Raw genomic sequence first — 14,941 nt, 5'->3', positions numbered from 1 at the left:
TCAGAATACCGCACCCTACAGGAAATCGCCGGGGGATTTGAACCCCCGCACGGCGGTTATCCACAAGCTTCTAACCCAGCGTGGTGTTGAAGGTGCCGGGCAACGTGACCTCAAGCAATTCGATGTCATCAGATGGATCGGACAACCGGGTCCGCATACCCGGCGGAATGACGAATGCATCGCCCTGTTCCAACCGGAAGGGATCGCGCCCTTCGCCTTCCAACGTCACCTCACCGTTCATGACGAACGTAAAGTGGATATCCGTATCATGGCTGGCCCATTCCGGGTCGCCCTGCCCCCGGCGCACAACCTGCACCCCGGCGACACCTTTGGTGTTCTCGGCAATCGTCGTATCGCGGCAGATGTATCCCGGCAGGCGGAAGGGCACCCACGCAGCATCCTTGGCCTGATTGTAAACAAACCGTTGCCCCTGCCATTCGCGATCCGGGCGATAATGCGGCGTGGGCAGTTCCATCTGGTGGTCGATCTCGGTCACATGCTCAGCGGGCACTCCGATCTCGATCACCTGCACATTGTCCGAGGCCTCCAGCACCCGGTGGCGGATTTCGGGTGGCTGGATGAAGCAATCCCCGGCGGTCAGGCGCATCTTGTCGCCTTGGTCCTCATAAACCACATCGACCCAGCCATGAATGCAGAAGATCAGCTGAAACCCGACCTTGTGGAAATGCACCATATCCGGCACCGGGCCACCATCGGGAATGCGGATATGGCTGGCAATGATCGAGCCACCCAGCCGATCCGGCACCAGATCGCGATAATGCATTCCCGCCCGCCCGATGATCCACGGGGCCTGATCCTTGAGGCGGCGCACCACATAGGAATGCACCGTCTCGGGCATCACCATCGGCGGGTTCAACTCCTCAATCTCAACCCGGGTGCCATTCGGCGCAACCAGGCTGCGCTGACCATCGGCAAACTCATCCGGATCCTCGGTCAGAATGCGCAAGGTCCCTGCGGCCTCGGGCGCGTCCTTTTCGATCCGCAGCCGCAATCCATGCCCTGAAAACACCCCGACCCGAGGGTCGTCGGCGGGATAGATCATGTCCATCCGCATCCCCAGAACCTTGGTGTAAAACGGGATATCGTCGCGCAGTTCCTGTGTCGGCAGGCGAATCTCAGCGCGGGTCTGGCTTTCGGTTTGGGTCATTTGGCATCTCTTCGGTCTTCGTTTTCGGCCATCCGATCAGAACGGCAGTCAAAATACCAACCGAAAAGTACATCTCGAGCGTTTCTTCCAGAACAAACAACCGCGTCGCCATCGTGGCCGAGAGGCTGGCGTCGAAAAAGCCACTGACTTCTTCAAGAAGCTGCGCAATCACCGCAACGGTACCAGCCAGCAGAAAGATCAACATGAACGGAGCCCGCTGTCTGAACGCGCGCCAGCCGTTGGGGATACCATGCCAGACGGCGCCTCCGATCACGACAATCGCCAGAACAATCCTGACCACCGTCATATCCAGCAGGGTATCCAGACTGCTCAACAACATGAATGGCAAGCTGCCCTCGGCATAAATGTCTGCCTCCAGCTCTCGTTCCGCCAGCAGCAGACAGACAACGCCGATATATAGGCGTGTAACCCCGCGATAGCGGACGAGTGCTGCCAGCCCTGCGGCAAACAGTGCGGCAGCCGAAAGCGTTTCGATCAGGCCCCCTTCCTGATTGAAAGCCGATGCCTGCTGGGGCCAGACCGCCACTGCACATAACAGCAAGACGGCCAAACCCAGCCCCACCCGAGCAATCAACGGGCCTGAACCAGCTGAGACCGGTTGCGCTTGAGAATCATCTTTATAGCTCATGCTCGGGCCTTGCCGCCTTTGGTTGCTCGTTTTTTGAGAATTTTCGCAATGTAGAAGTTTTGTGACAGAATTCAACTTACGTGTCCGTGAAGCCAAAACTGACGCAGCGTAGCCAAGCCGCAAGAAATGGTTTAACGATCAAACAAATTCTGAAACGGAGTTGAATCGCCGATGTCTGACACACCCAGCCTGCGGCAGGCCGCCCTTGAATATCACGCCCATCCCAAGCCCGGAAAGCTCGAGATCAAAGCCACCAAGCCCATGGCCAATGGCCGGGATCTGGCCCGCGCCTACTCTCCGGGCGTGGCAGAGGCCAGCCTTGAAATCAAGGCCGACCCGGCCAATGCCGGACTTTACACATCGCGCGGAAATCTGGTGGCGGTCGTCTCGAACGGCACCGCAGTTCTGGGGCTCGGCAATATCGGGGCCCTTGCCTCGAAGCCGGTGATGGAAGGCAAGGCGGTCTTGTTCAAGAAATTCGCGAACATTGACTGTTTCGACATCGAGGTCGACCAGCCCGACCCAGAAAAGCTGGCCGAGATCGTCTGCGCGCTGGAACCTACCTTCGGCGCGATCAACCTCGAAGATATCAAGGCACCCGACTGTTTCATCGTCGAGAAGATCTGCCGCGAGCGGATGAACATCCCCGTCTTCCACGACGACCAGCACGGCACCGCCATCGTCGTCGGTGCCGCCGCCAAGAACGCGCTGCATGTGGCGGGCAAGAAATTCGAGGATATCAAGATCGTCTCGACCGGTGGCGGCGCGGCGGGCATCGCCTGCCTCAGCATGTTGGTCAAGCTGGGCGTCAAGCGCGAGAATATCTGGCTGTGCGACATTCACGGGCTGGTCTACGAAGGCCGCGCCGAGGATATGAACCCGCACAAGGATCAGTTCGCGCAGAAAAGCGACCTGCGCACGCTGGACGATGTGATCGGCGGGGCCGATCTGTTCCTGGGGCTTAGCGGGCCAAATGTGCTCAAGCCGGAAATGGTTGAGAAGATGGCCAGCCGTCCGATCATCTTTGCGCTGGCCAACCCCACGCCCGAAATCCTGCCGCAGGCCGCGCGCGAGGTTGCACCGGACGCAATCATCGCGACAGGCCGCAGCGATTTCCCCAATCAGGTGAACAACGTTCTGTGTTTTCCCTTCATCTTCCGGGGCGCGCTGGACGCCGGTGCGACCGAGATCAACGATGCCATGCAGATCGCCTGCGTCGACGGCATTGCCGAAATGGCCCGGGCCACAACCAGCGCCGAAGCCGCCGCAGCTTATAAAGGCGAGCAGCTGACCTTTGGTCCCGACTACCTGATCCCGAAACCGTTCGACCCCCGCCTTGTGGGCGTGGTGTCCTCGGCAGTGGCAAAGGCCGCGATGGAAAGCGGTGTTGCCAAACACCCGATCGACGATCTTGAAGCCTATCGGGAACGCCTGAAGCAGACCGTGTTCAAATCCGCGCTGCTGATGCGGCCCGTGTTCGAGGCCGCCGCTGCCGCCTCGCGCCGGATCGTCTTTGCCGAGGGTGAAGACGAACGTGTCCTGCGAGCGGCCCAGGCCATTCTGGAAGAGACAACCGAGACGCCGATCCTGATCGGGCGGCCGGACGTGATCGAAAAGCGCTGCGAACGGCTGGGGCTGGTGGTGCGGCCCGGTCAGGACTTTCAAATCGTCAACCCGCATAACGACCCGCGATACTACGATTATTGGAATTCCTATCACCAACTCATGGAACGCCGTGGTGTGACGCCCGATCTGGCCAAGGCTATCATGCGCACCAACACCACGGCGATTGCCGCCATCATGGTGCATCGCGGCGAAGCCGACAGTATGATATGCGGCACCTTTGGCGAATATCGCTGGCATCTCAACTATATCGAACAGGTTCTGGACGATGGTGATCTGCGTCCGCACGGTGCGCTTTCGCTGATGATCCTTGAAGACGGCCCCCTGTTCATTGCTGACACTCATGTACGCCAGCTTCCAACGCCCGCGGAGCTGGCCGAGGCCACCATCGGGGCGGCCCGCCACGTGCGGCGGTTCGGGCTTGAGCCGAAGATCGCGTTCTGTTCGCAATCGCAGTTCGGCAATCAGGCCGAAGGCTCTGGCAAGCGGCTGCGGGCAGCATTGGACATCCTCAATTCCGAGCCCCGCGACTTCATCTATGAAGGCGAGATGAATCTGGATGTGGCATTGGACCCGGAACTGCGGGCGCGCATCTTCCCCAACTCGCGCCTGCAGGGTGCGGCGAACGTTCTGATCTTCGCCCATGCCGATGCGGCCAGCGGCGTGCGCAACGTGCTGAAGATGAAAGCCAGCGGATTGGAGGTCGGGCCTATCCTGATGGGCATGGGAAACAAGGCCCATATCGTGACCCCATCCATTACCGCGCGGGGCCTTCTGAACATGGCCGCAATCGCCGGGACTCCGGTCGCGCACTACGGATAGGTCCTGCCATCAGAGCACAGCCACCGAACGACATGACCGGGCATCCATTCGGGTGCCCGGTTTGATTCTCTGCGCAAGTGTCACCAGTCTCAGTGAAAGTTTGCAGTTTTGCAGAACACGGGGTTTTGCGCTGCAAATGCCAGCCAACACGGGGTATTTGCAAAAATTTGCACCCCAGATCGCAACATTCTGCAAAGATTTTGCGATAAACTGACGCGCCGTCATTCGCATTGCTTGTCCGGTGCCCCTGAGATGCCTAACAAACTGCCAAGGGAATTTCAGGAGGAGGCCGCAATGGCGTATCAGGACGTTTACGAAAGCTGGAAATCGGACCCCGAGGCTTTCTGGATGGCGGCGGCGAAAGGAATTGACTGGATCAAACCTCCGACCAGGGCTCTATTTGACGACAATGCCCCGCTTTATGAGTGGTATCGCGACGCCAAGGTGAACACCTGCTGGAACGCGGTTGACCGCCATGTCGAAAACGGCCGTGGTGAGCAGACCGCGATCATCTATGACAGCCCGATCACGCATACAAAACGCGAAATCTCATATGTTGAGCTGCGCAACCGGGTTGCCAATCTGGCTGGCGCGCTGCGGGCCAAAGGCATTGAGAAGGGCGATCGCGTCATCATCTACATGCCAATGATCCCCGAGGCGCTCGAGGCGATGCTGGCCTGCGCCCGTCTGGGCGCGGTGCATTCTGTCGTGTTCGGCGGCTTTGCCAGCAACGAGTTGGCGGTGCGCATCGACGACGCCAAGCCCAAGGCGATCATTGCCGCGTCCTGCGGGATGGAACCGGGCCGGGTCGTGCACTATAAACCCCTGCTCGACGGGGCCATCGACCTGGCCAACCACAAGCCCGAATTCTGTGTCATCTTCCAGCGTGAGCAGGAGGTCGCGAAACTGGTCGAAGGGCGTGACGTCAACTGGCACGGTTTCCAGTACGGCACCGAACCTGCAGATTGTGTGCCGGTCGACGGCAACGATCCGGCCTATATCCTTTACACCTCGGGCACCACTGGCGCGCCCAAGGGTGTGGTGCGCCCAACTGCGGGTCATCTGGTGGCGCTAAACTGGACGATGAAAAACGTCTATGACACCGACCCGGGCGATGTGTTCTGGGCGGCCTCGGATGTGGGCTGGGTCGTGGGGCATTCCTATATCTGCTACGCCCCTCTGATCCACGGCAACACCACCATCGTGTTCGAGGGCAAGCCCGTCGGCACCCCCGACGCCGGCACCTTCTGGCGGGTGATTTCCGAGCATAAGGTCAAAAGCTTCTTCACCGCGCCCACCGCCATCCGGGCGGTCAAGCGCGAGGATCCCAAGGGTGAGTTGCTGGCAAAATACGACCTGTCCGGCCTTAATGCCGTGTTTCTTGCAGGCGAACGCGCCGATCCCGACACGATCACCTGGATGCAGGACGCGCTGAAGGTGCCGGTGATCGACCACTGGTGGCAGACCGAGACCGGCTGGGCCATCGCCGGAAATCCGCTGGGGATCGAAGAACTTCCGATCAAGCTGGGCTCGCCCGCGAAACCGATGCCGGGCTATGAGGTGCACATCCTCGATGAAGGCGGCCACGAGGTCAAAGCTGGAGAGTTAGGCGCGATTGCCATCAAGCTGCCGCTGCCCCCGGGTACCTTGCCGACCCTTTGGAACGCAGAAGCCCGGTTCAGGAAATCTTATCTGGATCATTTCCCCGGTTACTACGAGACCGGCGACGCGGGGATGATCGATGAGGACGGGTACCTCTACATCATGGCCCGCACCGATGACGTGATCAACGTCGCGGGCCACCGTCTGTCGACCGGTGGGATGGAAGAAGTTCTGGCCGCCCATCCCGATGTCGCCGAATGCGCCGTGATCGGCGTATCGGATCAGTTGAAGGGGCAGATGCCGGTCGGGTTCCTGTGCCTTAATGCGGGTTCGGACCGCAACCACGACGATGTCGTGACCGATGTGGTCAAGATGGTTCGCGATAAGATCGGCCCCGTTGCCGCGTTCAAGAAGGCGGTTGTGGTGGATCGGTTGCCCAAGACGCGGTCGGGTAAGATTCTGCGCGGAACGATGGTGTCGATTGCCGATGGCAAGGAATACAAGATGCCTGCCACGATCGACGATCCGGCCATTCTGGACGAGATCACCTCGGCACTGCGTACGATCGGGTACGCCCAGTAAAGTATGCTGTGCGCCTGGCGGCGCGCCCGACCTGCGCTGACGCGCCTGTGCGAGGCTCTGCCTCGCGCTCCGGGATATTTATGGCCAGATGAAGGATCCCCGGTTTGCGGGCCTTGTCATTGGGGTTTGTCCGCCGCAGGTTGATGCGGGGAGGATCAACATGACGGACAAGGATATCTGGCGGCTGAGTGCGACAGAACTGGCCGCGCGGACTCGCGCGGGCGATCTGAGCGCGGAGGACGCTGTTCAGGCTGCGCTGGATCGGATGGGTCAGGTGAACCCGGCTCTGAATGCGATTGTCGAGGACCTGAGCGTGGAGGCGTTGGAGCGAGCCCGGGCGCTGGATTCGGCGCGCGCGGACGGCGTTGAGATAGGGCCATTGCATGGGGTGCCGGTCACGATCAAGGTCAATGTAGACCAAAAGGATCATGCGACCACCAATGGTGTTGTTGCGCTGCAGGACGCGATTGCGCCCGATGACGCGCCGGTGGTTTCGAACCTGCAACAGGCGGGTGCCGTTGTGATCGGGCGCACGAACACGCCCGAGTTCTCGTTTCGGGCCGATACGGACAATATCCTCTATGGGCGGACGCATAACCCCTGGGGGCGTCATATCTCGCCGGGCGGATCATCCGGTGGGGCTGGGGCTGCTGTCATGGCCGGGATCGGTGCGTTAGCTCACGGCAATGACATCGGCGGCAGTCTGAGGTTTCCGGCAGCAGCCAACGGCGCGGTCACGGTCAAGCCGGGGTTGGGGCGTGTGCCGGCGTGGAACCCGAGTCAGAAGGTCGAGCGGGGATTGCTGGCGCAGTCGATGTCGGTTCAGGGGCTGATCACCCGGTCGACCGCCGATCTGCATCTGTCGATGCCATCCCTGGTCGCGGCTGATCCGCGCGATCCGTTTCACGTTCCGATGCCATGGCGCGGGGCGACGTTGGACGGCCCCATCAAGGTGGCGTTTACAAAAAATACGTTTGGATACGACCTGCATCCTGATGTGGACAAGGCGCTGGATGCGGCGCGGGAGGCTTTGGCCGATGCCGGTTATCTGGTGACCGAGATTGACCCGCCGGATGTGTTCGAATGCGGGCGGCTGGGCTATCGCGCGCTGATGGGCGAAGTGCTGACGATGATGAAAGATGATATCGAGGCGGCTGGTTCGCAGACAATACAGGATATCTTTGAGGTATATTTTCAGGAGTTCCCGCCAATCACCGGTCACGAATTGATTCAAGCGCTGGCGCAACGCAGCCATTATGCCCGCGAATGGTCGCTGTTCCTGCAGGAATACCCGCTGGTCCTGTCCCCTTTCCTGCCGCAGCCGTTCTTCAAGCCGGACCGCGATACCGAAGGGCCAGAAGGTGTGCACGAGGTGCTGGGCTGTGCGGTCTATTCCTATGCGATGAATTTCCTCGGGCTACCTGCCGCCAGTGTTCCGGCGCGGCTGACTGATCTGCCAAACGGTCCGCAGCCGATCAACATCCAGATCACCGCCCGGCGCTGGCGTGAAGATATGGCGGTCGATGCTGCCGCAGCGATTGAGGAACGGGTCGGCCAGATGGCTCCGATCCTGTGGGATAAGATGGCATCAGGCACATAGGTGCAAAAATAGACCCCGGGGTTTTGTGCCCGGGGTCCGCATACTAAAATATGCCCGGATATTTGATGACGAGCGTAGCACCACCCACCCTCGCCAGCGCACAAACTGCGCAATCATTCGAAAACACCGTTAGATGGCCACTCACTTCCACCTGGGCGTGTTCTCCGGGCTATTTGAAGTTAACAAATGGTTGCGCGCGCTCCTGTGAACTGGTTCACACAAATGAGGGGAATTCTCTCGAGATACTCACGTTTACGTGAACTGTTCGGAGATCAGCCTTTCTTCCAAGCCGTGACCGGGGTCGAACAAAATGCGGTGCTGTACGCTGGGTTCCGACCTGATCTCGACCCAGTCGACGCCGGGAAAGGATACGGAATCGGCCGCGACGATGACGGGGCGCTTGTCGGGCTCAATCACCTCGAACCTGACCTGGGCCATCTTCGGCAACAGCGCCCCACGCCAGCGGCGGGGGCGGAAGGCAGCGATCGGCGTCAGTGCTAGAACATCCGCGCCGATGGGCACAATCGGGCCATGCGCGGAGTAGTTATAGGCCGTCGACCCCGCTGGGGTGGACAGCAGCGCGCCATCGCAGACCAGTTCGGCCATGCGGACCCGTCCGTCAATGCTGATCCTGAGGCGCGCGGCCTGCGGGCCAGCGCGCAGCAGCGATACCTCGTTGATGGCCAGTGCTGTGTGCTGTTGGCCCGACTGATCCATCGCGGTCATGCTGAGGGGGTTGATCACCTCTTCCTCGGCCTCAGCCAGCCGCGTCATCAGGTCGGTTTCCGAATACTCGTTCATCAAAAAACCGATCGTTCCACGGTTCATCCCGTAAACCGGCGTGCCGAGATGTTGAACCCCCTGCAGCGTATGCAGCATGAAACCGTCACCGCCCAGTGCGACCACCACCTCGGCGTCGCGCGGCGCCACATTTCCATAACGGGCCACCAGAGCATCCCGCGCGGTTTGCGCCACCTGGGCGTGGCTGGCCAGAAAAGCGATTCTCTTGGTCATCTGATGCGGTTTCCGGTGTTGCACATTTGGTTCCGAAACAAACACACCTTTCCACGTTAGACCAGAGTTGACGCCGCAGCGGGCCAATTCGTCGCTTTACAGCCTTTCTCCGGCAATCGGTTTCCGATAGGAAATCCACCAGATACACCCCAGCCATGCGGAGCGCACATGAACGCCAACCTTCGTGACACCGGTTTCTTCACCCAGTCCCTTGCTGATCGTGACCCCGAGCTGTTTGGCTCGATCACATCCGAGCTGGGCCGTCAGCGCGACGAGATCGAGCTGATCGCGTCCGAGAACATCGTCTCTGCCGCCGTGATGGAAGCGCAGGGCTCGGTCATGACCAACAAATATGCCGAGGGCTATCCGGGTCGCCGCTACTATGGCGGTTGCCAGTTCGTCGACATCGCCGAAAATCTGGCCATCGACCGCGCGAAAGAGCTGTTTGGCTGTGGCTTTGCCAATGTGCAGCCGAACTCGGGCTCTCAGGCGAACCAAGGCGTGTTCCAGGCACTGATCCAGCCCGGCGACACCATTCTGGGCATGAGCCTCGACGCCGGTGGCCACCTGACCCACGGCGCGCGTCCGAACCAGTCGGGCAAGTGGTTCAACGCGGTGCAATACGGTGTGCGCCAGCAGGATAACATGCTGGACTATGATCAGGTTGAGGCGCTGGCGAAAGAGCATAACCCCAAGCTGATCATCGCAGGTGGTTCCGCCATCCCGCGTCAGATCGATTTCGCGCGTATGCGTGAAATCGCTGACATGGTTGGGGCCTACCTGCATGTCGACATGGCGCACTTCGCCGGTCTGGTTGCGGCAGGCGAACACCCCTCGCCCTTCCCGCACGCGCATGTGGCCACCACCACCACGCACAAGACCCTGCGTGGTCCGCGCGGCGGCATGATCCTGACCAACGACGAAGATATCGCCAAGAAGGTGAACTCGGCCATTTTCCCCGGCATTCAGGGCGGCCCGCTGATGCATGTGATCGCTGGTAAGGCCGTGGCCTTTGGCGAGGCGCTGCAGCCCGCGTTCAAGGATTATATCAAGCAGGTCGTGATCAACGCGCAGGCGCTGTCGGATCAGCTGATCAAAGGTGGTCTGGACACCGTGACCCACGGCACCGACACCCATGTGGTTCTGGTTGACCTGCGTCCCAAGGGCGTCAAGGGCAACGCGACCGAGAAGGCCTTGGGCCGCGCCCATATCACCTGCAACAAGAACGGCGTTCCGTTTGATCCGGAAAAGCCGACCATCACCAGCGGCATCCGTCTGGGTTCGCCCGCCGGAACCACCCGTGGCTTTGGCGAGGCCGAATTCCGCCAGATCGCGGATTGGATCATCGAGGTTGTGGACGGTCTGGCCGCCAATGGTGAAGACGGCAACGCTGAGGTCGAGGCGAAGGTGAAGGCCGAAGTCGCCGCCCTTTGCGCCCGCTTCCCGCTGTATCCAAACCTCTGAGCCAAAACGCTGAGATAGAAACCCGCGGCTTTGGTTGCGGGTTTCATCGAAGGGTTTCGTCCGAGGAGTTCTTTGAGAGGCGTCTTGTTTTTCTGACAGGCGGATCAATGACCACGATGCGGGACAAACCGATCCAGCAGAGCGCTGGCGGTGCTTTACCGCCATTGTGTATCCACTGGCCAATGATTGCTTCGGGCCCTTTGCCTACCAATCCTCTTCTAGCCCCCTAGAATCGTGACATTATGCTGTTTACGAGACGGGAGATTGGGCATAGAAGTGGGACGCTCGTGGTTCGTGTGAATAGCAAACTCAACTCGACAGATATGTCTTGATGCGTTGACGAATCTGATCCTCCTGCGCGGCACGCTAGGCTACATCAGGTTCGACAATGGCACGGGGTTGATCGCTCAGAAGGTGCGGGAATAAACAGCGGCGGTTGCAGCCAAGACAGCTTACGAAAAATCAGAGGCACCCTGGAAACACTGTTGCGGCCAAAGCTTCAACGCCCGGATCCACGACGCACTTCCGAGTGGCGAAATCTAGTGCAGCCTGAAGGAGGAGAAAATCCCGCTCAAGCAAGGATGCATCCACGACAACAAATTCAGGACGCGCTGAGCATTGGGTACAATCCGCCCGCGTCGGAAGGCATCGTCCCTTAGGGCGAAACGCCCGCGACGCAACAACAAGCACCCAGTGTACGCAATATGATCACACTCAACTCAAGGTTGTTCTTAAAGATAGAGAGCATAAAGCTCACCGCGTAGCTTTTAAGCTCTAGGAGATATTGGAACCGTGACGACTAGACTGTGCCATTGGCCATTTTTGCTCATCATCATGCTCATTGTGATTTTTGTGGCTCTTTCATCAATTGTAGCTTTTTATAATATTCCATATTATAATTCGATAGACGAAGGGCACGTGTTACTTTGGGTGGACTTGGCATTTACAGGTGATGTGCCGCTTCGAATATTTTACGGTCCAGTGATTTTCTACTGTATACTCGTGACCGAGGTTTTTCTTAGCCCCTTCTTTCTCGATAACGTACAGCCAAGCTTGGCATCAGAAGGTGGTAGAGCGGCGCTTTTCTACAATCATTACAGATCAGAAGTTCTGATGTATGCGGGGAGGTTGAATTCGATTATATTCCTTGTGATCTCGCTAGTACTTGCTTACGCGCTTTCACTTAAAAAAACACAGAATGCTGTCCTTAGTATTGCGATAGTGGCTTGTTTTGCGCTTCAACCATTCCTCTTCAAATTTTCTGCAACCATTCAGCCTGAGATTATCTCGGTAGCTCTATTGCTTGCCCTCGTTCTTACCACTGATCGCCTCTTGTCGCGCGGCGCAATAACACTAATCAACGCTTCAGCAATAGCGATCATCCTCTCGCTTCTCGCCGCAACCAAGCTTCATTATATCGCGTTTTCAATGTTTCCAGTTCTCGCTGTTTTTGGCTGCTTCGGCTTGAGGGAAGCATTCAAGGCGTCAATCATGATCGGCTCACTGGTAGTCGTGCTTACGCTCGCCCTGTACCTTCCCTTGAGATCTCCTGCTGAAATCATCGATCTGATAGAGTACGCTTCCCAATACTACGACAATAAGAGCTTAAGCGTTCCTTTTGGACAGGCTGTTTTGCTCCGGACGCTCTCATTCTGGCAAGCTCTTGTCCTGATTGCTTTCACCCTCTGGGTTTTGAGATTTAGGGCCTCTCCTATTGCAATTGCTTTCCTCATAACCTCGATATTTATCCTGGCCTACTTTTCAACAAAGCCCTTCGCGAACATGACTAATCTTGTATTTCTTAACGTACTTGTTCTTGTTCTGGTCTTAGATATGCTTTCAGTTGACTATAGGCGAATGCTTCCGGACAAGCTGCGTGGTTTCAAGCTAACCGGTATTTTTATTAGTTTTCTTCTAGTGGTAATACTGGCATCATCCTATCCTTACGCAAAATGGGTGATTGAAAGAACGTCCTACGTTGAAAATAGGACTGTTCCTGTAGTGACTGAGATTTTCTCATCCGATCAAGCGGTCTTCGTGGACAGAAGGCTTCAGATGTATCCGGATAGTAGTTGGGTCGATGCAACGTACCTTCCTGAAACTGTACCGGGTGGTGACGTGAAGCCTGCAGTTCCGGGTCGCTATATTGTTGCCGAAAGGTATCCCTCTTTGGAAGAATGCGCTTTGCTTCATGAAGTCGACGGTCAGGCTGCCGGGAAAGTGAACTTCTTTCTAAAAAACGCTGTTCAGGTGTTTATCTTCCAATGTCCGTAGGCTTGGTGTCAGGGAGTGCCGACTATTGGATTGCTTTCAGCCCATCTTGTAGAATGCTACACGATCGACTGATGAGCAGTTTGGGCTCAAAGCTGCCATCTGACTCAAATCATCTGATGCCCACCTCCCGAGACCGGGGGGGTGATGGTACGGAACTTGCGGAGCTCTCGTTTCAACATTCTCAACATAGGCTGGGCCACATGAGGCACCGTTCTTCTGGTGAGACAAGCCGGACTCAGATAAAACCACGCCAGCGCAGCAAGACGACCGCCAGCGCTGCCAGCGCGATCAGCCCCAAAGCCAGCGAACCCAGAAAGCTCAGAAACCAGCCCAAGCGTCTGTCGGCCAGATTGATCCCGTTCAGATGGGTCTGAACCTCGTCAGACGCTTTCTCAAGCTTCGGCATATCCAGAACCATCCGCAGCTTTGGGTGTTCGGCCATCTGCTCGGCACGGGCTAGCACCATGGCCTGTTTATAGACCTTGCGCGGCAAGCGTCGCTTGGCGCGCTTGACCGAGGCGATCAGCGTTTTGTCCTTCACCCCAAGCTTTTTGCGCAGCAACCGGATGGTCTGCGAAATCTGCGTCTGGATATCGATTTCCTGCGTCATCTGCGCCTCCTGACGGGATAATCTAGCCCTCTGCCGCGCGGGCGACAATGGGGCTGGTTGTTCCGCCCGGCGACGCGTATCACAGGGATATGCTGAATACGATCATCCATGGCGACCCGACCGACCACCCGCCCCTGCTGATTGCCCATGGCCTGTATGGCTCGGCCCGGAACTGGGGCGTCATCGCGCGGCGGTTGTCTGACGAAAGACAGGTGATCGCAGTCGACATGCGCAATCATGCCTACAGTTTCTGGAACGATCAGCATGGCTATCCGCAACTGGCGCAAGATTTGGCCGAAGTCATCGACAACGTCGGAGGCCTGGCAGACGTGGTGGGTCATTCCATGGGCGGTAAGGCCTCGATGGTGTTGGCGCTGGAACATGGTGACCTGGTGCGCAAACTCGTCGTCGCGGATATCGCGCCGGTCACCTATGGGCACAGCCAGATGCCCTTCATCGAGGCGATGCGCGCGGTGGATATGTCGCACGTCCAGCGCCGCTCGGACGCCGAGGCACAACTGGCTGACCTAGGCGTCGAAAAATCGCTGCAGAGCTTTTTCACGCAGTCGCTGGACGTCGAAGGTGGGCGCTGGCGGCTGAATCTGGATGTCCTGGCCGATGAAATGCCAAAGATCATGGGATTTCCCGAGATGTCGGGCCATTGGGACGGCCCCACGCTGTTCCTGTCCGGTGCCGCGTCAGATTATGTCCTGCCCGAGCATCGCGACCGGATTCGCGCCCTTTTTCCCGCTGCCAGATTCGCCAAAATCCCCGGCGCGGGGCATTGGCTGCACGCCGAAAAACCCCGTGAATTCGAAGCTGCCGTCAGGACCTTCCTGAACGTCTGATCACGCGCCTTGGTAGAGCCGCTTGGCCACCAGCCATGACGCGGGTGCCGCGACGATCGCCCCTGCAACGGCGGCATAGATGATGGCCATCGCGCTAACCATCCCTGCCGCCAGAACGGCGATCACGGCGGTTCCGGCAAGGGCGGTGGCGATCAGTGAATATAGCATGGCTGCAAGGCGTATCATGGCCGGCTGTCCTGTTTGGTAACACTCGGCCATCACATTACAGGAATCGCATATAACCCGCTTTGACCTGTGTCAGATCAAAGGCCTACATCCCCGGATCAACCGGTTCGACGGTATCACCGCCGCCGTTTACCCAATCCGAAAATCCACCCATGTTATAGACCCGCTGATAGCCCATATCCTTCAGCAGCTTTCCGGCCAGCGCCGCCCGGCCACCTGACGCGCAGTGCAGGATAATAACGCGATCCTTGCGCAATTCAGGGTCATAGGATTGCAGGTCAGGGTCAGCCCGGAATTCCAGCATACCGCGCGGGATGTGATGCGACCCCACTGCCCGGCCCGTCTTTTCCAGCTCGGGCGCGTCCCGAATATCCAGCAGCAGTGCCCCCTGCGCCAGCAGCTCCTGCGCCCTGCCCGCATCAATTCGTTCGACCACGGCGTTGGCGGCCGCCATCATCTCTTTGACTGTCAAAGGCATCCAAGCCCCCTTCTGCAGATT

The 14,941-nt window shown here is 58.4% G+C and carries 12 protein-coding genes; 6 read left to right on the top strand and 6 right to left on the bottom strand.

The annotated features are described in order from the left end of the window. Positions 1–70: 70 nt before the first annotated feature. Both ACR0J1_RS00105 and ACR0J1_RS00100 read right to left on the bottom strand, forming a co-directional pair. The gene (locus tag ACR0J1_RS00105) at positions 71–1,168 is read right to left on the bottom strand and encodes a cupin domain-containing protein (protein ID WP_480730368.1); all 1,098 of its coding nucleotides are present in this window, start codon (positions 1,166–1,168) and stop codon (positions 71–73) included. Continuing rightward, complete coding sequence (locus tag ACR0J1_RS00100; protein WP_480734483.1) at positions 1,137–1,892, bottom strand: hypothetical protein; 756 nt, start codon at positions 1,890–1,892, stop codon at positions 1,137–1,139. The genes ACR0J1_RS00105 and ACR0J1_RS00100 overlap by 32 nt, the downstream gene beginning before the upstream one ends. Before the next feature lie 96 nt (positions 1,893–1,988). On the opposite strand from ACR0J1_RS00100, the gene ACR0J1_RS00095 reads away from it, so the two are divergent. The 3 genes from ACR0J1_RS00095 (at position 1,989) to ACR0J1_RS00085 (ending at position 8,046) form a co-directional block, all read left to right on the top strand. Then, complete coding sequence (locus ACR0J1_RS00095) at positions 1,989–4,262, top strand: NADP-dependent malic enzyme (RefSeq protein WP_480730372.1); 2,274 nt, start codon at positions 1,989–1,991, stop codon at positions 4,260–4,262. A gap of 294 nt (positions 4,263–4,556) precedes the next feature. Further along, positions 4,557–6,446, top strand: a complete 1,890-nt coding sequence (gene prpE / locus ACR0J1_RS00090) for a propionate-CoA ligase PrpE (RefSeq protein ID WP_480730373.1) — start codon at positions 4,557–4,559, stop codon at positions 6,444–6,446. A 160-nt stretch (positions 6,447–6,606) separates the two neighbouring features. Next, the gene (locus tag ACR0J1_RS00085) at positions 6,607–8,046 is read left to right on the top strand and encodes an amidase family protein (RefSeq protein WP_480730375.1); all 1,440 of its coding nucleotides are present in this window, start codon (positions 6,607–6,609) and stop codon (positions 8,044–8,046) included. 252 nt (positions 8,047–8,298) lie between these two features. Here ACR0J1_RS00085 and ACR0J1_RS00080 read toward each other — a convergent pair whose 3' ends face one another. Beyond that, a complete protein-coding gene (locus ACR0J1_RS00080; RefSeq protein WP_480730376.1) occupies positions 8,299–9,060 on the bottom strand; it encodes an NAD kinase in 762 nt (253 codons plus the stop codon). 168 nt (positions 9,061–9,228) lie between these two features. Between ACR0J1_RS00080 and glyA the strand changes: the two genes are divergently transcribed. Together glyA and ACR0J1_RS00070 are read left to right on the top strand one after the other, a co-directional pair. Beyond that, a complete protein-coding gene (gene glyA, locus ACR0J1_RS00075) occupies positions 9,229–10,524 on the top strand; it encodes a serine hydroxymethyltransferase (protein WP_480730378.1) in 1,296 nt (431 codons plus the stop codon). Positions 10,525–11,316: 792 nt separating this feature from the next. Continuing rightward, positions 11,317–12,798 (top strand): hypothetical protein, encoded by a 1,482-nt coding sequence (locus tag ACR0J1_RS00070; protein WP_480734484.1) that lies wholly within the window; start codon positions 11,317–11,319, stop codon positions 12,796–12,798. A 235-nt stretch (positions 12,799–13,033) separates the two neighbouring features. Here ACR0J1_RS00070 and ACR0J1_RS00065 read toward each other — a convergent pair whose 3' ends face one another. Beyond that, a complete protein-coding gene (locus ACR0J1_RS00065; RefSeq protein WP_480730382.1) occupies positions 13,034–13,408 on the bottom strand; it encodes a hypothetical protein in 375 nt (124 codons plus the stop codon). An 89-nt stretch (positions 13,409–13,497) separates the two neighbouring features. Here ACR0J1_RS00065 and ACR0J1_RS00060 point away from each other — a divergent pair, with 89 nt between their 5' ends. Further along, positions 13,498–14,256, top strand: a complete 759-nt coding sequence (locus ACR0J1_RS00060) for an alpha/beta fold hydrolase (protein WP_480730384.1) — start codon at positions 13,498–13,500, stop codon at positions 14,254–14,256. Here ACR0J1_RS00060 and ACR0J1_RS00055 read toward each other — a convergent pair whose 3' ends face one another. Both ACR0J1_RS00055 and ACR0J1_RS00050 read right to left on the bottom strand, forming a co-directional pair. Further along, positions 14,257–14,442: a hypothetical protein gene (locus tag ACR0J1_RS00055; RefSeq protein WP_480730385.1), complete on the bottom strand. Its 186-nt coding sequence runs from the start codon at positions 14,440–14,442 to the stop codon at positions 14,257–14,259. A gap of 85 nt (positions 14,443–14,527) precedes the next feature. Beyond that, positions 14,528–14,920, bottom strand: a complete 393-nt coding sequence (locus tag ACR0J1_RS00050) for a rhodanese-like domain-containing protein (protein ID WP_480730387.1) — start codon at positions 14,918–14,920, stop codon at positions 14,528–14,530. Positions 14,921–14,941: the final 21 nt, after the last annotated feature.

This window comes from Ruegeria sp. CJ3, from assembly GCF_056536725.1.
This window is presented reverse-complemented; position numbering and strand designations above follow the sequence as displayed.